Here is a 21,822-nt window from a genome sequence, read left to right as displayed (position 1 = left end):
AAGTTAGATGAAACAGGGTATATTATTAATACACCAGGAACAGCAAAAACAAATGTGCCAGGGGTATTTGTAAGTGGTGATGCAGCCGACCATGTTTATCGTCAGGCAATCACGGCAGCAGGTACAGGTTGTATGGCTGCATTAGATGCCGAACGTTATTTGGCAGCAAAAGTGGGTTAATTACTATAAAAATTTTACTTTTACTCGTTATCGAGACTAACAAGTCCCGAAACCGAGGCAATTAAAAATTAATAAACAACCTCGTGATGACCACGGGGTTGTTTCATAAATATCTATATACTACATTTTATCTATGAGGAATCTTTTTTTTGTTTTAGTTTTTATTAGTGTGTTTTCATGTCAATCAAACTCTAATGAAGAGAATCTTTTATTAGTCGAAGGTATTTCTTCAGAATTGGCAACGTACAGGAAAAAGCAAGTTTCCGAAATTGTTTATAATCTATTTTTTAACATTCCCGCAGAAAAGGAAAAAGCCATTAATTCGGAAATGCTTTTAAATGTTCAAATAAATGATTTAGAATACCCTTTGTATTTAGATTTCAATGAAGATAAATCAAAAATTAAACACGTATCAGTTAATGGAAAAGATATAGATATCATTCATAAAAGAGAGCATTTAATTATTCTTCAAAAGCATTTAAAAGAAGGCGCAAATAGTATAATTGTAGATTTTGATGCCGGTGAAGTGTCTTTAAATCGAAACGACAATTATTTGTATACTCTATTAGTGCCAGATCGTGCCAGCACTTTATTCCCTTGTTTTGATCAGCCAGATTTAAAAGCAACGTATCAATTAAATATTACAGCACCAGAGTCCTGGAAAGTACTTTGTGGTGGTCCATTGGATTATAAAGAATCGGACAAAGGGTATACGAAGCGCGTGTTTAAGATGTCTGATAAAATGAGTACTTATTTATTTTCATTCGTAGCGGGGGTGTTTAATGAAACTATAAGGACGCCTGGCGATATGGAAATGACTTTATTGTATCGTGAAAATGATTCGGCTAAAATAGCAGCAAGCGTAGACGCCATTTTTAAACATCATCAAAATGCATTAGATTTTTTAGAGGCGTACACTCAGTATCCGTTTCCATTTCAAAAAATGGATTTTGCATCTATCCCAGGGTTTCAATATGGAGGTATGGAGCACGTTGGAGCTATTCAATATAGAGAATCTTCACTTTTTTTAGATGATGCGACCACACAGGAACGATTATTAAATCGCGCGCGTCTTATAGCACACGAAACCGCGCACATGTGGTATGGCGATTTAGTAACCATGAAATGGTTTGACGACGTTTGGTTGAAAGAAGTATTTGCCAATTTTATGGCCGATAAAATTGTTAACGGATCTTTCCCTAATATTAATCACGATTTAAAATTTTTAACATCTCATTATCCCAGCGCTTTCAGTGAAGACAGAACCTTGGGGGCGACGCCTATTCGACAACCCTTAGGAAATTTGAAAAACGCCGGTACATTATATGGAAATATCATTTACCATAAAGCTCCAATAATGATGCGTCAATTGGAGGTTATTATGGGTGAAGAACCTTTCAAAAAAGGCATGCGAAACTATATTAAATCTTATGCTAACGGAAACGCAACCTGGAATGATTTAGTTGAACTTTTAGACACTGAAACTACTATCGATTTGAAAGAATGGAGTGAGGTATGGGTTAATCAACCAGGGCGCCCCATAGTTTCAGATAGTGTCACTTATTCAAAGCAAGGTGAAATTGAACGTTTCGAAATTATGCAGCACGCAGAGGACGGAAGCGATAATATCTGGACGCAAGCTTTTAATATTGGATTGGTTTATAAAGATTCAATTCACCTGGAGCCTGTAAATTTGAATGCAAAAAGCGTGCGTTTAAAATCGGTTGAGGGCTGGCCAAAACCAGAGGCTATTATTTACAATTATAATGGGTTGGGTTATGGCGTTTTTCCTGCTACTATTGAAAATTACAATGTTTACGATATTCAAGATGATGTGGCTCGCGGGTTTAGTTATATCAATTTGTATGAAAACATGCTAAGTGGAAGTATTTCTGCAATCACAGCGTTTAATGAATTACTTGAGGGGTTAAAAGTAGAGGATGAAGATTTAATAATTGATTTAATTTCTAAAGAAATAAGTTCAGTATACTGGAAGTATTTTAATGCAGAAGAGCGTGCATTAATGCAGAACGTATTGGAAACATTTTTACGAGAGCGTTTAAATGAAAATTTAGATCAGAGTATGAAGAAAACAATGTTTAATCTTTACAAAAGTATCGCTCATTCAGAAACTGGAAAAGCATTTTTATACGATGTTTGGAATAAAACAGTTTCGTTAGATAACGTTTACTTAAATGAAAACGATTATACAAGTATTGCATCAACCCTGGCTATTTTTCAACATGAAAAGGCGGAAGACATTTTAAACGAAGCTGAAAATCAAATTTCTAATCCCGATAGGAAGAAACGCTTCCAATTTGTTCGACCTGCATTATCACAGGATGAAACCGTTAGGGATAACTTTATGAAATCATTGGCTAAACCAGAGAACCGTGAAAAGGAATCCTGGGTATTAGATGCCCTTGGTTACGTAAATCACCCGATGCGTCAGGCTTCAGGACAAAAACATTTAAGAATGTGTTTAGATTTATTGGAAGAGATTCAACTAACTGGTGATATTTTCTTTCCGAAAGCTTGGTTAAATGCATCTATAGGGGCATATACATCGCCAGAAGCCTATAAAGTTTTGCAACAATTTTTAACCGATAATCCCGATTTTAGTCCAGTGTTAAAAAATAAATTGTTACAGGCCACCGACCCACTGTACCGCGTACAGTATTTATGGAAACAAGAATAATATAGCATGATTAAAAATTGGTTAAAAAATATAGGTCCCGGACCGTTAGTTGCAGCTGCATTTATTGGGCCAGGAACTGTAACCATGTGTACTTTGGCTGGCGTTAATTTCGGTTATGCACTCCTTTGGGCTTTATCTCTTTCAATTATTGCTACCATAGTGCTTCAGGAAATGTCCTCCAGATTAGGTATTATTACCCAAAAGGGACTTGCGGAAACTATTAAGGCTGAAATTAAATCGCCAATTTTAAAGGGAGCAGCAGTCTTCCTTATTTTATCGGCTATTGTTGTGGGTAATACCGCCTACGAAGCTGGTAATATTAGTGGTGGGGTTTTAGGATTAGAGGCTGTTTTTAGCCAACAACAAATAGAAACCGGTTTGGTTTCAGTAAATGTGTTTAGTGTTATAATTGGTATTTTGGCCTTTTCTTTGCTTTATATAGGTAATTATAAAGTTATTGAAAGGGCACTGGTAGGTCTGGTGATATTAATGAGTTTAGCGTTTTTCATAACGGCAATATTAACAGGACCTAATTTGTTAGAAGTTTTAAAAGGTGCTTTAATACCATCTTACCCAGAAAATAGCATTTTAACCATTATTGGTTTAATAGGTACAACTGTTGTCCCTTATAACTTATTTTTACATGCTTCTTTAGTTAAAGAAAAATGGCATCATAACAGTGATTTAAAATACGCCCGAAAAGATACGATTATCGCTGTTGTTTTAGGCGGGTTAGTATCTATGAGTGTTATGGTTTCGTCGTCTGCTATTCAAGTCAATGATGTAAATAGTGCAGCCGATTTAGCTAAAGGATTAGAACCTCTTTTTGGTGTTTATTCTAAATATTTTTTAGCAATCGGTCTTTTTGCTGCAGGAATTACAAGCGCTATTACTGCACCTTTAGCAGCTGCTTATGTAGCGTGCGGTTGCCTGGGTTGGAACAGCAATTTAAAGTCGGGATACTTTAGAGGTATTTGGATGTTTGTATTAGTTGTTGGTATTATTTCATCTTCAGTGGGTATAAAATCTATTGAAATAATCAAATTTGCTCAAGTTGCAAACGGCATATTGTTGCCGGTGGTGGCTGGCTTTTTAATTTGGATAATGAATAGAGCTTCCGTATTAGGCAATTATAAAAACAACGTTAAACAAAATGTGTTTGGTATTGTAATATTGTCGATTACTATCTTTTTAGGCTTGAAAAGTATCCTGAAAGTGTTTCAAGTACTTTAAAAGGGTATTAATTACATTTAATTCTGTAAAAAATCATAAAAATCTAACGGCTATCTTATATTAAATTTGTTACTTTAGCGTTCGAATTTTTTTAAACTATTAAAAAGACTATATAATGAAATTAATTAAATGTTTAGGCGTTGCTGCAGCTGGTTTAGCAATGGTTTCTTGTAATCAAAATGGAGGGGTTCCTAATAAAGCATTAAATACAGAAATTGATTCTGTGAGTTATGCTATTGGAATGGACGTAGCCCGTAACATTAAAACAAATGCTTCAGAAGTAGATAAGGAGATTTTTATGCAAGGATTCATGAATGCTCAAGATTCAGCTAGTCTAAAAATTTCTGAAGATCAGGTTCAGGCGATTTTAAGTAAGTACTTCCAAAAGAAACAAGCAGATGCAAGGAAGAAGCAAGAAGAGGAAATGATTAAAAATGCTGAGGAGAAATTTGCTGATAACAAAGCTGAAGGAGAAAAATTCTTAGAAGACAACAAGTCTAAAGAAGGTATCCAGGTTACCGACAGTGGTTTACAATACGAAGTTTTAAAAGAAGGAACCGGAGAGAAACCAACACCTTCTTCTCGTGTGAAAGTACATTATCATGGAACATTAATCGACGGAACAGTATTCGATAGTTCTGTAGATAGAGGTAACCCAACCGAGTTTGGAGTTACACAAGTTATTCCAGGATGGACCGAAGGTTTACAATTAATGTCGGTAGGTTCAAAATATAAATTCTACATTCCACAGGAATTAGCATATGGTTACAGACAAAGTGGGCCAAATATCAAACCGTTTTCTACATTAATTTTCGAAGTAGAACTTTTAGAGATTGTAAAATAATTTAATCTCATTAATAAAAATATTAAAAGGCAGAAAAATTTATTTTTCTGCCTTTTTTAGTTTATCTGGGTTAATTATAGTCAAATAAACAAAACAAGGTTGTATTTTTGCACCATCTAAATAATGAGTAGGAATGAGTCATAAAGCCGGTTTTGTAAATATTATAGGTAATCCTAATGTGGGTAAATCCACATTAATGAATGCTTTCGTAGGTGAAAAATTATCGATTATAACCTCAAAAGCGCAAACCACACGCCATAGAATTCTTGGAATTGTGAATGGTGATGATTTTCAGGTTGTTTTATCTGATACCCCTGGAATTATAAAGCCAGCTTACGAGTTACAGGAATCTATGATGGATTTCGTAAAATCTGCATTCGAGGATGCCGATGTGTTGTTATATATGGTTGAAATAGGAGAAAAGGAACTAAAAGATGAAGCTTTTTTCAAAAAAATAACCAGTTCAGAAACACCGGTATTATTACTTTTAAATAAAATAGATACCTCCAATCAAGAGCAATTGGAAGAACAGGTGCAGCTTTGGGCCGAAAAAGTACCTAATGCCGAGATATTTCCAATTTCTGCGCTCGAGGGGTTTAATGTTCAGGAGGTTTTTAATAGAATTATTGAGTTACTTCCAGAATCACCTGCATTTTATCCTAAGGACCAGTTAACAGATAAACCAGAACGTTTTTTTATCAACGAAACTATTCGTGAAAAAATCTTACTTCATTATAAAAAGGAAATTCCGTATGCAGTAGAGATAGAAACAGAAGAGTTTTTAGAAGAGGAAAATATTATTCGAATTAGAGCCGTAATTATGGTAGAACGCGATACTCAAAAAGGAATAATTATTGGTCATAAGGGAGCAGCTCTAAAGCGTGTGGGCATGGAAGCCCGAAGGGATTTAGAAGCCTTTTTCGGGAAACAGATTCACTTAGAAACTTATGTTAAAGTGAATAAAAATTGGCGAAGTAATCAAAACCAATTACGTCGTTTTGGTTATAACCAGCGTTAACCTTTGATTGAATTTTAAACGGTTTTGGGTAAGCCATTTGTCCAGATTATTTGTCTGGTTTTTTATACTAAAAACACCAGTATTTCAGTGTTCTTCAAATATGTAATAAGGGTTCATTTCCAATCTTTTAAATAAGAAACCATGGTTTGAAATGAAAACATTTTTAATCTTTTCTAAAAAAGAAGATTAGCTAATGTATATTTCCTATTTTTGCAAAAAATTTCAGTAGTCATAAGTCAGTTAAAAACTGCGTCACATAATTAAGAGTATGAGTAATATAGTTGCTATAGTAGGTCGTCCAAATGTTGGTAAGTCAACATTTTTTAACCGTTTAATACAACGTCGAGAAGCCATTGTAGATGCGGTAAGTGGTGTTACCCGAGACAGACATTATGGAAAAACTGACTGGAATGGAAAAGAATTCTCGCTTATCGATACTGGTGGGTATGTTGTTGGAAGTGATGATATTTTTGAGGCTGAGATAGATAAACAAGTAGAATTAGCCATTGATGAAGCCGATGCCATTATTTTTATGGTTGATGTAGAATCTGGTATAACTGGTATGGACGAAGACGTAGCTAATATTTTAAGGCGCGTTAAGAAACCTGTATTTTTAGTAGTTAACAAAGTAGATAATGCTAAGCGTGCGGAAGATGCAGTAGAATTTTATGCTTTAGGTCTTGGTGATTATTATACCGTTGCAGGAATTAATGGTAGTGGTACTGGTGATTTATTAGACGCCGTAGTTGCTGCCTTACCAGAAAAAGAAGAGGTTGTAGAGGACGAATTACCCCGCTTTGCAGTTGTTGGTCGTCCTAATGCCGGAAAATCTTCCTTTATAAATGCTTTAATAGGAGAAGAGCGTTATATCGTTACGGATATTGCAGGAACCACTCGGGATGCCATCGATACAAAATATAACCGATTTGGATTCGAATTTAACTTAGTAGATACGGCAGGAATACGCCGTAAATCTCGAGTAAAAGAAGATTTGGAGTTTTATTCGGTGATGCGAAGTGTGCGTGCTATTGAGCATGCCGATGTGTGTTTAGTGGTTTTAGATGCTACGCGTGGTTTCGATGGTCAAGTGCAAAATATTTTCTGGTTAGCAGAACGTAACCGTAAAGGCATTGTGATTTTAGTAAACAAGTGGGATTTAGTTGAAAAAGACCATAAATCCACGAAAGAATACGAAAAAGCAATAAAAAAACAAATTGCACCATTTACCGATGTGCCCGTTATATTTATATCGGCAATGACCAAACAACGTATTTATAAAGCCATTGAAACGGCTGTTGAAGTGTACCAGAATCGTACAAAGAAGATTAAAACAAGTACACTTAACGAGATCTTTTTACCTCTTATTGAAAACTATCCTCCACCAGCGTATAAAGGGAAATTCGTTAAAATAAAATATGTTATGCAGTTGCCAACACCGCAACCACAGTTCGCATTTTTCTGTAATTTACCGCAATATGTAAAAGATCCTTATAAACGTTTCTTAGAAAATAAACTTCGTGAACACTTCGAGTTTACAGGAGTACCCGTAAGTGTATATATGCGTAAGAAATAGGTTTATTGGAGGTTAGAAGTGTTTTTGTCTAAAGTCTAAAGTTATCGTCACGTCAAGTAATTTTGAGGTACGAGAAATTGTATCCAGACACAGAACAAATAAAAATTTACTCTGTTTTCGCTATAACAAATCATAGGTTTGTCACTTTAATTGATGAGAATTTTTTAAACAACCTAATAATCAGAATCATACCTCGTTACTCTTTTGTCCTTTTTCTAGAACAAATAGCAAAATACATATTCCAAAAATTCAAAAATCGTTAATCAGAAATTGTAATTTCTAAAGTATTATATTCAATAATCTAAAATAAAAATATTACCAGCTGCCACCGGCACCACCTCCCGAGAATCCGCCGCCGCCAAATCCGCCGCCGAATCCCCCGCCGCCAGAAAAACCACCACCTGATCTGCTTCCAAATCCGCCACGTCCCATATTACTTAATATAATGGCGTCCCAAATATCGAATCCGCCATGTCTGTTACCACCACGACCATTATTACCACCGCCACCACGACGGTTTTTCGAAATCATGATTATAATAAAAATGATTATTAATAAGAAGAAAAACCCAAAAGGGCTATTGTTTTTATCTGCTTTTCGTGCGCCTTTGTAAGCTCCGGTAAGGACGTCAAAAATAGCATCGGTACCTTTATTTAAGCCCTGAAAGTAATCTCCGTTTTTAAACTCAGGGATGATGACATTTCTAACAATTTCGCCAACAATACCTGCGGTAAGCCGGTCTTCAACGCCATAACCCGGGGAAATCCATATTTGTCTATCGTCTCGGGCTAATAATATAAATACGCCATTATCTTCCTTGGCCTGACCAACGCCCCATTTATGTGCCCATCGTGGTGTTAATAGTCCAATATTTTCACCTTTTGTGGATCCGATTATGGCTACCACAATTTGTGTGGATGTAGTGTCAGAATATTTTATAAGCTTGCGCTCTAAGTTAATTTTTTCATTTTTAGAGAGCAGTCCCACATAATCATAGACACTGGTTTGTTCTTCAGGTATCTCAGGAATATTGAATTGGGCAAAACCAATATTGAAAACAAGAAATGTTATTGTTAATGCTAAAATAAAAGGCTTAAAACGTGTGTTTGTTATGGGAAATTGCATGTGTTTTATCCTTTTGAAATGTCGTTTGAAAGTTCGTTTTCATCCCCATGTTGCCAAGGGAAATGTGTTTCAAGTTCCTTGCCTGCCTTTAACACGCCATCAACTAATCCTTGTTTGAATTTTCCAGCTTTAAAGTGTTCTTGTATAATATTTTTCGTGCTATCCCAAAATCCTTTGGGTACAACATCATTAATGCCTTTGTCGCCACAAATAACAAAAGCTTTGTCTTCTACAGCAACATAAATTAATACACCATTCTGTTCTTTGGTATTATCCATTTTTAAAAGGTGAAAAACACGTAAAGCGCGCTTATACGTATCGCCGTAAGATGACTTTTCCAAGTGTACGCGTATTTCTCCAGAAGTTTTTAACTCAGCTTGACGTATCGCATCTACGACTTCCTGCTCTTCGCTTTCGGTAAGGAAATCTTCTACTTTAGACATGGTTTCTTAGTTAAAATCGAATTCCACATCAACAGGTTGTTCAGCACCACTTTCGGAGTCGAAATACGGTTTACTATCGAAGTTTAAAATTCCCGCCAACAATGAGTTTGGGAAGGTTTTTATATGGATATTGTAGGGTTTAATCGCTTCGTTATATCGTGTTCTGGCGGTTTGAATCGTATTTTCTGTACTTGTTAATTCATCTTGAAGCTTCAAGAAATTTTGATTGGATTTTAATTCTGGGTAACGCTCCACGGTTACCAATAAGCTTTTAAGCGCACCACTTAAACCACCTTGAACCTGATTGTATTGGGCCAACTGTTCCGGTGTAATGTTATTAGGATCTATGCTAATGGAGGTTGCTTTGGCACGAGCCTCGATAACTTCGGTTAGGGTCTTGCGTTCAAAGTCGGCAGCACCCTTAACTGTGTTTACCAAATTCCCAATTAAGTCATTTCTACGCTGATATGATGTTTGTACATTACCCCAGGCCTCGCCAACATTTTCTTCAAGGGCAACGGCTTTGTTGTTAAAGTTCATACCAAATAAAATGGAAATTACAATAAAGATACCGATAGCAATAGCAGCTATGGCACCACATCCAAGACCTGAAATTAGTCCTTTTTTCATAATAAAATAAGTTTAATAAAGTTTTCGTTTCTATGTATTAGACGCAAAGTAATTTAAGATGTTACTTTTTTTAAGAGATACCTTTGTGATTTTAAAGGTGTTCTTTAATTTTTATTAGTTGATTTTTTACATCTTCTAATTTGCTTATAATTTCAAAATTAGACATAGGCTCTTGCTTTCCTTCTTTTAAATGAATTTTAGCTCCCTCAAGGGTGAAACCGCGTTCCTTTACCAAATGATAAATAAGTTTCAAGTTTTTAATATCATCCGGGGTAAACTTACGATTGCCTTTTGCATTTTTCTTAGGTTTAAGCGCATCAAACTCTTTTTCCCAAAAACGGATTAAAGAGGTGTTTACCTGAAATGCCTTAGCGACTTCGCCAATGCTATAATAACGTTTTTCGGGTAGTTCTATGTGCATTAGTCTAAGGATTGGTTTTCTAATGAGGCGTGCTCTAAAAGTTCATTAAATTCTTCGGCTGTTAAACTTCCGTAGTAAAAATTAATTGGGTTAATACGTTGTCCGTCTTTAAAAATTTCATAATGTAAATGAGGCGCCTCTGAACGTCCTGTACTTCCTACAAAACCAATTAGGTCGCCGCGTTTCACTTTTTGATTTCTTTTTACATTGTACTTGTATAAATGCGCATACAAACTTACGTAACCATAACCATGGTTAATACGTATATGGTTTCCGTAACCGGAAGCATTATTGTCGGCGCGCTCAACAACGCCATCTCCACTGGCATAAATAGGGGTGCCTCGAGGAGCGGTAAAATCCATACCCCAATGCATTTTTCTGGCTTTAGTAAAAGGGTCGGAGCGCATACCGTAACCTGAAGCCATTCGGGTTAAATCTTTATTGCTTACTGGTTGAATGGCTGGAATGGCCGCCAATAATTTTTCTTTTTCCTCAGCTAATTTGGTTATTTCATCTAGAGATTTCGATTGTACTACAATTTGTTTTTGTAAAATATCTAAACGTTTGTTACTTTCTATAATTAGTTTAGAATTGTCGAAGCCTTCCAGATTTTTATAGCGATTAATTCCTCCAAATCCAGCTTTTCGTTGTTCTTCAGGAATAGGATTTGCCTCAAAATAAACCCGATAAATATTGTTGTCTCTTTCGGCAATATCGGCTAATACAGTTTCTGCTTCTGCCATTTTTTTATTGAGCAGTTCAAATTGTAATTGGGCGTTTTGCAATTCACGTTTTAACTGACGTTCCTTAGGGGATTCGATATATTGACTGGCAATAAAAACAAATAAAAAACCAAATAGAGCAGATCCTAATAAAAATACAAACGCATATTTAAATGTCGTTCTTTTTTTACGTTCTATTTTTTTATAGGATAACGATTCTGAATCGTAATAATATTTTACCTTACTCATGTCGCAATTTATTCTATTTTTGCACTTTATAACAAAAGCAATTCGAATTTGAATTTATTTAAATTAAACAATTAAACACAGATGATGGCGTATAGATTAAATACCCATTATAACAAACGTTATCTTGTTTTTTTTAGTTTAATTTTGTCAAGAAAGTAAAGATAAAAATTTGTTTTGTAATAAAAGTATTTTAACAAAATAGTAACCATTTTTAATAAATGAAGTCACAAGATATTCGCGCTAAGTTTTTAAGTTTTTTTGAAGATAAAAAGCATGCCATTGTACCATCGGCACCTATGGTGTTAAAAGATGATCCAACCTTAATGTTTATAAATGCAGGTATGGCACCTTTTAAGGAATATTTTTTAGGTAATGCAATTCCGAAAAGTAATCGTGTTGCCGATTCTCAAAAATGTTTACGAGTTTCAGGAAAACATAACGATTTAGAAGAAGTTGGTTATGATACATACCACCATACATTATTCGAAATGTTAGGAAACTGGAGTTTTGGTGATTACTTTAAAAAGGAAGCTATTGCTTGGGCTTGGGAATTACTTACCGAAGAATTTGGTATAGATAAAGATATATTATACGTTACCGTTTTTGAAGGCGATAAAGAGGATAACCTTGGGCTGGATACAGAAGCATACGATTTATGGAAACAGTTTGTACCCGAAGATCGTATTTTAATGGGAAATAAAAAGGATAACTTCTGGGAAATGGGAGATCAGGGACCTTGTGGCCCTTGTAGTGAAATTCACGTTGATATCCGTTCGGCAGATGAAAAAGCTAAAATTCCAGGTAAGGATTTAGTAAATATGGATCACCCACAGGTTGTCGAAATTTGGAACCTGGTATTTATGCAGTACAATCGTAAGGCTAACGGTAGTTTAGAAAGTCTTCCAGATAAACATATCGACACTGGTATGGGATTTGAACGTTTGTGCATGGTGCTTCAAGGAAAACAATCCAATTACGATACCGATGTATTTACACCCATTATTAGAGAAATAGAAACCATTACCGGTAAAACTTATGGTAATGATGAAAAAACTGATATTGCTATTCGAGTGATTTCAGATCACGTGCGTGCCGTAGCATTTGCTATTGCAGACGGGCAATTGCCAAGTAATACTGGAGCTGGTTATGTAATACGTAGAATATTGCGTCGTGCCGTGCGTTATGGTTTTACATTTTTAGATAAAAAGGAACCTTTTATTTACCGATTGGTAGAAGTGCTAGCAGCAAAAATGGGACATGCATTTCCAGAGATAAAAACACAAAAACAAATTGTTGAAAATGTTATTAAAGAAGAAGAACACTCCTTTTTAAGAACCTTGGAGCAAGGATTGGTTTTATTAAATCGTATCGTTGAAGAAACAAAAGGTAAAGAGGTTTCTGGAGAAAAGGCTTTCGAATTATATGATACTTATGGATTTCCTATTGATTTAACAGCACTTATTTTAAATGAAAAAGGACTTAGTCTTGACCATGAAGGTTTCAAAGCACAATTAGAAAAACAAAAAAAGCGTTCACGCGCTGCCAGTGAAATGAGTACCGACGACTGGACGGTTTTATATGATGATAGCGATGAAGAATTTATAGGTTACGATACGCTAACTGCTAATGTTAAGATTACTAGATACAGAAAAGTAGTGTCGAAAAAAGATGGCGAAATGTATCAATTGGTATTTAACATAACACCATTTTACCCTGAAGGAGGAGGACAAGTGGGAGACAAGGGTTACATTGAAGCCGCTAACGGTGATGTAACGTATATCTTAGATACGAAAAAGGAAAATAATGTGATCATACATTTTGCAAAAGAATTACCATCTGGCGTTAATGGCACTTTTAAAGCCATTGTAGACGAAGAAGAACGCGCCAGAACCGAAGCAAATCACACGGCCACTCACTTATTGCATCAGGCTTTAAGAGAAATTTTAGGAACACATGTAGAGCAAAAAGGAAGTGCGGTACAGAGTAAATCTTTACGATTCGATTTTTCTCACTTCTCTAAACTTACAGATGAAGAGTTACGGGATGTTGAAAACTTTGTCAATGCCCGAATAGAAGGTAAATTACCACTCCAAGAAAAACGTAACATCCCAAAAGAAGAGGCGATAGCCGAAGGAGCCATGAGCTTGTTTGGTGAAAAATATGGTGATACCGTTAGAGCTATTCGTTTTGGGCAATCCATAGAGCTTTGCGGAGGTACGCATGTTAACAATACCTCCGATATATGGCACTTTAAAATTGTTTCAGAAGGAGCTGTAGCTGCTGGAATTCGTCGTATTGAAGCAATAACACACGCTGCTGCTAAGGAGTTTTATTTTGAGAATAATCAGGCGTATTTCGAAATGAAATCGTTACTTAACAATGTAAAGGAACCTGTAAAAGCATTAAAAAGTTTACAAGATGAAAATGCCGAATTAAAGAAACAAATTGAAGCCTTGTTAAAAGATAAAGCTAAAAATGTTAAAGGTGATTTAAAAAGTGAACTAACCGAAGTGAATGGTGTTCAGTTTTTAGCGAAACAATTAGATTTAGATGCCGGTGGGATTAAAGATGTTGCTTTTGAATTAGGTGGAGAAGTAGATAATTTATTTTTGTTATTAGCTGCCAATCAAAACGGTAAAGCCTTACTGTCTTGCTATATTTCTAAAAATTTAGTTGCAGAGAAAGGATTAAATGCAGGTTTAGTAGTTAGGGAGCTTGGGAAGTATATTCAAGGTGGTGGCGGAGGCCAACCATTTTTTGCTACAGCAGGCGGTAAAAATCCTGAAGGTATTCAGGAGGCTTTAGTAAAAGCTAAAGATTACGTTGCATAAAACTAAATGTTCCCGCGAAAGCGGGAATCTTTTTTATATGAACTTTCAAACGACAATACCATTAAAGGAGCAAATTGATAATAGGATTGATTATCATTCCAGCCTGTTGTTATTAGGCTCGTGTTTTGTTGAAAATATTGGAGAAAAGTTCAGTTATTATAAATTCAAAAGTCTCCAGAATCCGTTCGGTATTTTATTTAATCCAGTATCTGTTGAAACTTTAGTTAGAAGAGCAGTGCAGGAGGATTTGTATTCTGATAATGATTTAATTTTCCAAAATGAACGGTGGCATTGTTTCGATGCGCACTCTAATTTAAGCGATAGTTCCAAGCAGGAAGTAATTACCGCCTTAAATTCAGCAATTAATCTTACGCACAAATGTATTACTAATGCGACACATATAATTGTTACTTTGGGAACGGCATGGGTTTATCGAAATAAAGAAACACAAGCGATTGTTGCTAATTGTCATAAAGTACCGCAAAGGAATTTTGATAAAGTCTTACTCAGTGTCGATGAGGTGTATCAATCTATTAAGGGTGTGGTGGAAGAAATACATCGTATAAATCCCAATGTAACTATCATGTTCACGGTTTCTCCTGTCCGTCATATTAAGGATGGCTTTATAGAAAATACACAAAGTAAAGCTCATTTAATTTCAGGAATTCATCAATTACTGGGCGAAAGTAAATCATCCAAGCATGATGCATTATATTATTTTCCTTCATTTGAAATCATGATGGATGAACTAAGAGATTACCGCTTTTACACCGAAGATATGTTACATCCTAATAAAGTGGCTATTCAGCATATATGGGAAAGGTTTTGTAGGGTGTGGGTTTCCAAATACGCCCTGCCTACTATGGGTTTGGTTGACGATATTCAAAAAGGATTAAGACATAAACCATTTAACCCCAATTCAGAAGCACATAAGGTATTTCTTGAGCGTCTTGAATCTAAGAAGAAACTATTACAATCGGAATTTGAGCATATAAAATTCTAATAATTAACACTATAAAACCTATAGGTTTCGTAGGTGAAAACTTAGGTTTTAAATGATTGTAATTCAGTTAATTGTGATGTTTGCGGATTATCTTTTTTTATAACACTTAATCGAAAAATTCATACCACTTAACTAAAATGATTTAATTTTAGTAGGCTATTAATCAATTCATATTAGAAACATCAATTTCGGTAATCGAAAGGTCGGTTGTTGGGTTGATGTTTTTTATATGTATAACACATGACTGTCTTTGCTTATTGTTTAAATTAAGTTAAAGCAATCATAATAATGCCTTAACTTATAACACAAGATTTACTGTTATATTTGTAAAGCTATTAATCAATAATATACATTAGTTAGGCTTCATATGTCGAAGAAAACTAGTGTATTTTTTTTGCCTAATATTTCGTGTTGTCGTGTAATTTATGTCTAAAATAATATTTAATTTAGGGGATGCGAAAAATATTATTAGGAGTTTTTATTACTCTATTTGTTTTATTGGTCATTAAGTTTTGCGAAGATAAGCGTCAGGAGGAGGTAACACTAAAAGAACATAGTGCTTTAATTGAAAAGGAAATTAAAAATGTTGGTAAATTAGTAGTTACCGAAGGACGATTTAGCGAGATTTACAATTATAAGAATTCTAAAGAAATTCTAGGGGAATACTTTACCTCTGAAAAAAAGGCTTTAGTAGTTGTTAATGCAGATGTCACCGTGGCATACGATTTAAGTAAGCTCACTTTTAATATTGATGAGGAAAATAAAATGCTCACTATTTTAACTATTCCCAAAGAAGAAATTCATATTTATCCCGATATAGAATATTACGATGTACAGTTTGGTTATTTTAATCCTTTTGAAGCTAAAGATTACAATTCTATAAAAAATATAGTAACTAAATTGATTAAAGAAAAAGTTGATGCATCGGAGATAAAAAGTAACGCAAAAAACAGGTTGATTAGCGAACTATCTAAGCTTTATTTGTTAACCAATTCTTTAGGGTGGACTTTGAAATATGAAAACACAACCATTCTTAATAACGAAGAACTCACGAATCTAAAACCATAGTTTTTGTTTATCTTCGGCCATAAAATAATGAGAAAAATATTATGATTGAGGCTTACGTAACTCTTAAAATAGAAAATAAAGTTGGATTTATCGAGTTTTATCATCCCCAACATAATGCTATGCCAAGTGATGTTTTGTCACAGTTAGAAAATACAATAAAAAGTGCTGGTAACAATAATGAAATAGCTGTTGTTGTTTTGAAAAGTGGTGGAGATAGAACATTTTGCGCAGGAGCTAGTTTTAATGAGTTAATAGCTATTGAAGACCCTCATGCGGGACAACTTTTTTTTTCAGGGTTTGCCAAGGTTATAAATGCGATGCGAAAGTGTCCAAAATTAATTATAGGTCGCATTCAAGGTAAGGCTGTTGGAGGCGGTGTAGGTTTAGCTGCGGCTACCGATTACTGTTTTGCAACTAAGTATGCCTCCATAAAACTTAGTGAATTAAGTATTGGTATTGGACCATTTGTTATTGAACCTGCGGTAACAAGACGCGTTGGATTAAATGCCATGTCGCAAATGACGTTAGATGCTGAAACTTTTTTTGATGCAAAATGGGCGAAAGAAAAAGGGTTGTATACTGAAGTCTATGATGATGTCGTAAAAATGGATCAAGAGCTTAACAATTTTACACAAAAATTGGCAGGATATAACCTTGAGGCTTTATCAGAAATGAAAAAGGTGCTTTGGAAAGACACTGAAAACTGGGATAATTTACTTATTGAACGTGCAAAAATTAGCGGTAAATTAGTTTTAAGTGAATTTACAAAGCATACGTTAAAACGATTTAAATAATTATACTTTTACCTGGTCCCGGATAATATTCAATCCATCATCAATTAATTTGCCTACTTGTGGTCTGTTTTGTTTTACGGTTTCTAAATGATCTAAAATACGACTACAAAGTGAATTTTCATTGCCTTTAAAAGCCAATTCATAAAGCTCAATAGATAGTAACCAGTCAGTTGGAAAGTTTTCAATAAGTTCGTCTAGCACTTTGGTTCTCGAAATAGTTTTGTTTCTTCCTTCCCGGTAATCTCTTATTTGCTGATATAGAGCTTCAAGTTTTAATTGTGTATTGGTTTTTTTAATGTGAATGGTCTCACTCGTGGGTTTATGCGTTATTAAATCGAAGCTTTGTAAATCCGCAGGGCCAGAAAATGCAGAAACTACAGATTTCCCGACAGCCATATCGTAAACCCCCCATTCAGGTTTGAACAAAACAGTGTCTTTATGTGCAACGGTACAATTATTAAAACTGATAAGAATAATTTTACCTTGCAGATTTCGTTTTCCAGTTATAATTTGTCCTGAAACGGTAATGTCGCCTTCAAATTCTAAAGTAATCGATTCTTCTTCAAAAATATTATAGGCTTTCAAGTCTCTAGGACTCATATCTTCAATGGCTAAGTTAATACCTTTAAGCTTACCTATTGGCGAACCAAATCCTTTATTATGAGTTTGAGTACCATGACCAACTAATTCTTTTTCCCTGTAGGCTAAAGCTGTTGGGCCTTTAGTTTGAATGTAAATGGGGTTTCCGTTATCGGAAATAACATGACTAAATTGTCCTGAAATTTGAAGACCAGTGCTGAGTTCAACAGAGCCCAAAGCTTCCGATGCAATTAATTTATTAACACCCATTAGACCACCTTTTCGCAGTGCCATAGTGTTCGCAAAGGTTTCCAAAACCAAACTTAAATGCGCAAAATTAGGTGTTACATATAGTTGTGGTTGTGGTTTAGTAATATCGAAATCCTGGTAGGTTGCCTCAATGGTATATGGTAACTTTTTAACGGCGTCGGTCATGCACCAGGCACTTTCTCCAATCGATGAAAGTAATCCAGCACCATATATTTTGGGGTTGTCGATAGTGCCAATCAGGCCATATTCAACCGTCCACCAATGTAAGTTTCTAATCAAAGCCATTTCACTAGGTTCGCCCATGTTTTCTTGAAGTTCCTCCACTTTTTCTTCAGCTTTTAAAATATCGGCATCCGAAGTGTTGGGGGCTTCTTTTATTATAGATAGGTGTCGCACCGCTTCATATAATTCGTAATCTTTTGCCGAGGAAATGGCTTTACAACCAATTTCACCAAACCGACGTAAATATTCCGCGTATTCAGGGTTGGCAATTATAGGCGCATGACCTGCTCCTTCGTGTAAAATATCGGGAGCTGGTGTATATTCTATATGCTCCAATTGTCTAATATCACTAGCAATTACCAAAACATTATAGGCTTGAAATTCCATGAAGGCGTTAGGTGGTATAAAACCATCAACAGCAACCGCAGCCCAGCCAATATCTTTTAAAATACGGTTCATGCCATACATATTCGGTATATGATCCACTGAAATACCAGTTTGTTTTAATCCTTCCAGATAAGAGTCATGTGCTACCGAACTTAAAAAGTCAACATTTTTGCGCATAACGTAGCGCCAAACAGCTTGATCTATAGCTGAATAAAGTTCATAATTTTGGGGTTTAACGTATTGAAGTAAATGCTTAGGTAAGCGATCCAAAATAGGGTTAGATGTTATATTGGTGGTGGACATGTTTTTAGTTTAAGTTGTAAAATAAATATACAAATTATAGCAAATACTCCGTAAACAACAATGTTAAATAAAACAAAAAGCAACCTTAATAGGTTGCTTTTTGTTTGTTGTTATTGTTTTGGTTGCGGTGGATATTCTTCTAATATTTTCGAGACAAACTCTTTAATTAAGGCTTCTTTCTTATCCATGTTTTGTGAGAGGTATCCTGTGCCCATGCCTTGCCAAACCAATTCTTTTTTATTGGCATCAATTAAGTCTATATATAAAACACCTTCAGTACTTGTTGTAGCGGTAGGTTGATTCCAGCCCCAACCCCAACCAGGACCGAAACCAGCGCCCCAAGGGCCCCAGCCGCCCCAACCCCAGGCACCATAGCCCCAGGCATTGTTGTATACATCTACACGTTGGGTGGATTTGGTAAATAGACTAATTAAAAGGTCGGGTGTTTCAGATTTTGTGAATCCTTTTGCTAATAGCTCAGCTTCAATTGCTCGTAATATGCGACGTTTGTCTAAATCACTAATTTCAGCTTTATCGATACCTGTTTTGTAAAAGGCGAAAGTTTTGTAACTGTTAAAATCGGCCTGTTTATCGTAGTCGGTAGCCACTTTTATAGAGCTACACGATGTGGCTACTATAAGAATTGCTAAAAGCGGTAATGTTTTTAATACTAGTTTCATGATGCAATTTTTTAGTTATAGTAAATTTAATAAACTAAAGTGGATTTTTTGGAATTAACTTTAATCTGTCAAGATCCTTTAGATAAATTAAATCATATAAAAAGCATCAATAATCGTACCAAGCATAATACTTTTAACACTTGAATGTAAGAAAGTTAAAATCCATTTTTTACTCGCATGTCGGCATTTGATAAACTATAATCGTCTGTTAATATGTATTTTCCTGTTAATTGCAAACTAGATTATAAATTGGGTTTTTTACCCTCTTTTAGCATTAAATCCGTAAGGGCAATGGCGGCATCCACTTTCACAGCAATAACCGCGTTTAAGATGATATTGTTCAGTAAAACAGCGATAGCCTTCAGGGGTAAGGTAGTAATCGCCTTCTTCAATGGGTATTATCTTTTTCATATAGGTAGCAAAAATACTTTAAATTTTTATTATTATACTTTTGTTCAAATTCTTAAAGGGGATTATTATGATTTTGGTTTTACAATTTTTAGTTCCTAGGGGGTATTCTGCGATAACTTTGTTTCCATTTGTTTTTATAAAGGAAAAGCATTTGAAGAATAATTTAATTTTTATAAATCACGAACGGATACACTTAAAACAACAAATGGAACTGTTCGTTGTTTTTTTTTATTTGTTTTACGGATTGGAATTTATTATTCGGTTGTTTCAATATAAGTACTGGCATTTGGCTTACAAAAATATATCATTTGAGCGAGAGGCTTATGCTCGAGAAAACGATTTACACTATTTAGAACATAGGTCATTTTGGAGTTTTTTAAAGTATCTTCGCAGTCATGATATTTAAGTTGAACCAAATTAATAATCAAACTATAGAGGTTCCAAATTCTTATGGAATTGAACTCTACATCAAACGGGAAGATAAAATCCATGATTTTGTTTCAGGTAACAAATACAGAAAACTTAAATACAATATTTTAGAAGCAGATAAGTTAAATTTCAATAGTCTGTTAACTTTTGGCGGAGCATTTTCAAATCACATTGCAGCGGTAGCTGCGGCCGGAAAGTTATATGGGTTTACTACGGTTGGCGTAATTCGTGGCGAGGAGTTGGGAAATAGTAATTCGCTTAATCCTACATTAAATTTTGCTCAAAAATGTGGGATGCAATTTAAATTTGTGAATCGAGATACGTACAGAGATAAAACAAATGAGGTTTTTATACGAGCGTTACATGACGAATTTGGTGATTTTTATTTGATCCCCGAAGGAGGTTCAAATTATTTAGCAGTTAAGGGGTGTGAAGAGATTTTATCATCAGAGGACCATCAGTTCGATTTTATTTGCTGTCCTGTTGGAACAGGCGGGACGATTTCGGGATTAATAAACTGTTCAAAACCTGGTCAACAAATTTTAGGATTTCCTGCGCTAAAAGGCAACTTTTTACAAACAGATATTAGTAAATTTGCACTGAAAACCAATTGGAAACTTATACCTGATTATCACTTTGGGGGGTACGCGAAGGTTAATTTAGAGCTGATTGATTTTATTAACCAATTTAAAAAAACATATGAAGTTCCTTTAGATCCTGTGTATACAGGAAAAATGATGTACGGAATTATAGATTTAATAGAGAAAGGTTATTTTCCTGAAAAAGCAAAAATTTTAGCAATTCATACGGGTGGTTTACAGGGTATTTCAGGAATGAATGCCAAATTAAAAAAGAAACATTTACCATTAATAGAAACATAATAATGAATAAATTTTGGCTGTTATTAGTTGTAGTCGTTTTACTAGCAAGCTGTAAAACCAGAAAAGTGCCAACTAAAAAAAACACAACTTCGAATACCGAACGTGTCATAAAGAGGACGGTGGAAAACCCGAAACCATCTGAAACTAAACCATTAGAAACAAAGGTTTACGCTAATGCTACCGAACGTTATATTGATACCTTTAAGGATATCGCTAAAATGGAAATGCAACTTTACGATATTCCTGCCAGTATTACACTAGCTCAAGGTATTTTAGAGTCAGGGTCAGGTAATGGAAGGTTATCCGTAGAGGCTAATAACCATTTTGGAATTAAATGCCATGGTTGGACAGGTGCTAAAATTTATCATGATGACGACCGCTCACAGGAATGTTTTAGAAAGTACGTAGACGCTAAGTATTCGTTTAGAGATCATTCCCTGTTTTTAACCGAAAGAAAACGCTATGCTAATTTATTTAAATTAAAAGCAGGCGATTATAAAGGCTGGGCTCGTGGCCTTAAAGCAGCTGGTTATGCCACCGATAGAAAGTATCCTGATAAATTAATAAGCCTTATAGAAAGATACGACTTACATAAATATGACGAGGAAGTTTTAGGAACGGCATACGAACCTATAGATTATGCAAAAGAAGAATCAATTCATAACACCGTTCATACAGTAGTTAAAGGAGATACACTTTATTCCATTTCCAAAAGATATAATACCACAGTACAAAATATTCAACAATTAAACGGGTTAAACGGAACAAATATTAGTATAGGACAGGAGTTGATTATTTCTAAATATTAAACAGAACATAAAAGTAAAA

The 21,822-nt window shown here is 34.9% G+C and carries 19 protein-coding genes and 1 pseudogene; 12 read left to right on the top strand and 8 right to left on the bottom strand.

Annotated features, from left to right (window positions below; translation table 11 throughout):
• The 6 genes and pseudogenes from ICJ83_RS16015 to der all read left to right on the top strand — a co-directional run.
• Positions 1–180 (top strand): annotated as a pseudogene (locus ICJ83_RS16015) (thioredoxin-disulfide reductase); the annotation flags it as partial.
• Positions 181–313: 133 nt separating this feature from the next.
• Complete coding sequence (locus ICJ83_RS16010; RefSeq protein ID WP_188231421.1) at positions 314–2,878, top strand: M1 family metallopeptidase; 2,565 nt, start codon at positions 314–316, stop codon at positions 2,876–2,878.
• A gap of 6 nt (positions 2,879–2,884) precedes the next feature.
• The gene (locus ICJ83_RS16005) at positions 2,885–4,111 is read left to right on the top strand and encodes an Nramp family divalent metal transporter (protein ID WP_188231420.1); all 1,227 of its coding nucleotides are present in this window, start codon (positions 2,885–2,887) and stop codon (positions 4,109–4,111) included.
• 115 nt (positions 4,112–4,226) lie between these two features.
• A complete protein-coding gene (locus ICJ83_RS16000) occupies positions 4,227–4,955 on the top strand; it encodes an FKBP-type peptidyl-prolyl cis-trans isomerase (RefSeq protein ID WP_188231419.1) in 729 nt (242 codons plus the stop codon).
• A gap of 133 nt (positions 4,956–5,088) precedes the next feature.
• A complete protein-coding gene (era, locus tag ICJ83_RS15995) occupies positions 5,089–5,973 on the top strand; it encodes a GTPase Era (protein WP_188231418.1) in 885 nt (294 codons plus the stop codon).
• A gap of 268 nt (positions 5,974–6,241) precedes the next feature.
• The gene (gene der, locus ICJ83_RS15990) at positions 6,242–7,546 is read left to right on the top strand and encodes a ribosome biogenesis GTPase Der (RefSeq protein WP_188231417.1); all 1,305 of its coding nucleotides are present in this window, start codon (positions 6,242–6,244) and stop codon (positions 7,544–7,546) included.
• Between the two features lie 315 nt (positions 7,547–7,861).
• Here der and ICJ83_RS15985 read toward each other — a convergent pair whose 3' ends face one another.
• The 5 genes from ICJ83_RS15985 to ICJ83_RS15965 form a co-directional block, all read right to left on the bottom strand.
• Entirely contained in the window at positions 7,862–8,671 is an 810-nt protein-coding gene (locus ICJ83_RS15985; protein ID WP_188231416.1) for a TPM domain-containing protein, read from the bottom strand.
• Between the two features lie 5 nt (positions 8,672–8,676).
• On the bottom strand, positions 8,677–9,114 hold the full coding sequence (locus ICJ83_RS15980; protein ID WP_188231415.1) for a TPM domain-containing protein: 438 nt from the start codon (positions 9,112–9,114) through the stop codon (positions 8,677–8,679).
• 6 nt (positions 9,115–9,120) lie between these two features.
• Positions 9,121–9,744 (bottom strand): LemA family protein, encoded by a 624-nt coding sequence (locus tag ICJ83_RS15975; RefSeq protein ID WP_188231414.1) that lies wholly within the window; start codon positions 9,742–9,744, stop codon positions 9,121–9,123.
• Between the two features lie 91 nt (positions 9,745–9,835).
• Positions 9,836–10,165, bottom strand: coding sequence for a MerR family transcriptional regulator (locus tag ICJ83_RS15970; RefSeq protein ID WP_188231413.1), 330 nt, complete (start codon positions 10,163–10,165; stop codon positions 9,836–9,838).
• The gene (locus ICJ83_RS15965) at positions 10,165–11,136 is read right to left on the bottom strand and encodes a M23 family metallopeptidase (protein ID WP_188231412.1); all 972 of its coding nucleotides are present in this window, start codon (positions 11,134–11,136) and stop codon (positions 10,165–10,167) included. The genes ICJ83_RS15970 and ICJ83_RS15965 overlap by 1 nt, the downstream gene beginning before the upstream one ends.
• Positions 11,137–11,354: 218 nt before the next feature.
• Between ICJ83_RS15965 and alaS the strand changes: the two genes are divergently transcribed.
• From alaS to ICJ83_RS15945, 4 genes are all read left to right on the top strand, one after another.
• Positions 11,355–13,967 (top strand): alanine--tRNA ligase, encoded by a 2,613-nt coding sequence (gene alaS / locus ICJ83_RS15960; protein WP_188231411.1) that lies wholly within the window; start codon positions 11,355–11,357, stop codon positions 13,965–13,967.
• A 37-nt stretch (positions 13,968–14,004) separates the two neighbouring features.
• Positions 14,005–14,970 (top strand): GSCFA domain-containing protein, encoded by a 966-nt coding sequence (locus ICJ83_RS15955; protein ID WP_188231410.1) that lies wholly within the window; start codon positions 14,005–14,007, stop codon positions 14,968–14,970.
• A gap of 453 nt (positions 14,971–15,423) precedes the next feature.
• On the top strand, positions 15,424–16,038 hold the full coding sequence (locus ICJ83_RS15950) for a DUF4230 domain-containing protein (RefSeq protein ID WP_188231409.1): 615 nt from the start codon (positions 15,424–15,426) through the stop codon (positions 16,036–16,038).
• Between the two features lie 41 nt (positions 16,039–16,079).
• On the top strand, positions 16,080–16,832 hold the full coding sequence (locus ICJ83_RS15945) for an enoyl-CoA hydratase/isomerase family protein (protein ID WP_188231408.1): 753 nt from the start codon (positions 16,080–16,082) through the stop codon (positions 16,830–16,832).
• Here ICJ83_RS15945 and ICJ83_RS15940 read toward each other — a convergent pair whose 3' ends face one another.
• The 3 genes from ICJ83_RS15940 to ICJ83_RS15930 form a co-directional block, all read right to left on the bottom strand.
• Positions 16,833–18,593 carry an aromatic amino acid hydroxylase gene (locus ICJ83_RS15940; protein ID WP_188231407.1) on the bottom strand — a complete coding sequence of 587 codons (1,761 nt, stop codon included), beginning with the start codon at positions 18,591–18,593 and terminating at the stop codon, positions 16,833–16,835.
• A 110-nt stretch (positions 18,594–18,703) separates the two neighbouring features.
• Positions 18,704–19,273: a DUF4136 domain-containing protein gene (locus tag ICJ83_RS15935; protein WP_188231406.1), complete on the bottom strand. Its 570-nt coding sequence runs from the start codon at positions 19,271–19,273 to the stop codon at positions 18,704–18,706.
• Between the two features lie 258 nt (positions 19,274–19,531).
• Complete coding sequence (locus ICJ83_RS15930; RefSeq protein ID WP_188231405.1) at positions 19,532–19,684, bottom strand: DUF5522 domain-containing protein; 153 nt, start codon at positions 19,682–19,684, stop codon at positions 19,532–19,534.
• Positions 19,685–20,079: 395 nt separating this feature from the next.
• Here ICJ83_RS15930 and ICJ83_RS15925 point away from each other — a divergent pair, with 395 nt between their 5' ends.
• Both ICJ83_RS15925 and ICJ83_RS15920 read left to right on the top strand, forming a co-directional pair.
• Positions 20,080–20,994, top strand: coding sequence for a 1-aminocyclopropane-1-carboxylate deaminase/D-cysteine desulfhydrase (locus ICJ83_RS15925; RefSeq protein ID WP_188231404.1), 915 nt, complete (start codon positions 20,080–20,082; stop codon positions 20,992–20,994).
• Between the two features lie 2 nt (positions 20,995–20,996).
• A complete protein-coding gene (locus ICJ83_RS15920; RefSeq protein ID WP_188231403.1) occupies positions 20,997–21,803 on the top strand; it encodes a glucosaminidase domain-containing protein in 807 nt (268 codons plus the stop codon).
• Positions 21,804–21,822: the final 19 nt, after the last annotated feature.

The sequence above is a fragment of the Aestuariibaculum sediminum genome, assembly GCF_014596945.1.
Lineage (GTDB): Bacteria > Bacteroidota > Bacteroidia > Flavobacteriales > Flavobacteriaceae > Aestuariibaculum > Aestuariibaculum sediminum.
Note: the sequence above shows the minus strand (reverse complement) of the source record. Positions and strands in the feature narration are given on the sequence as shown.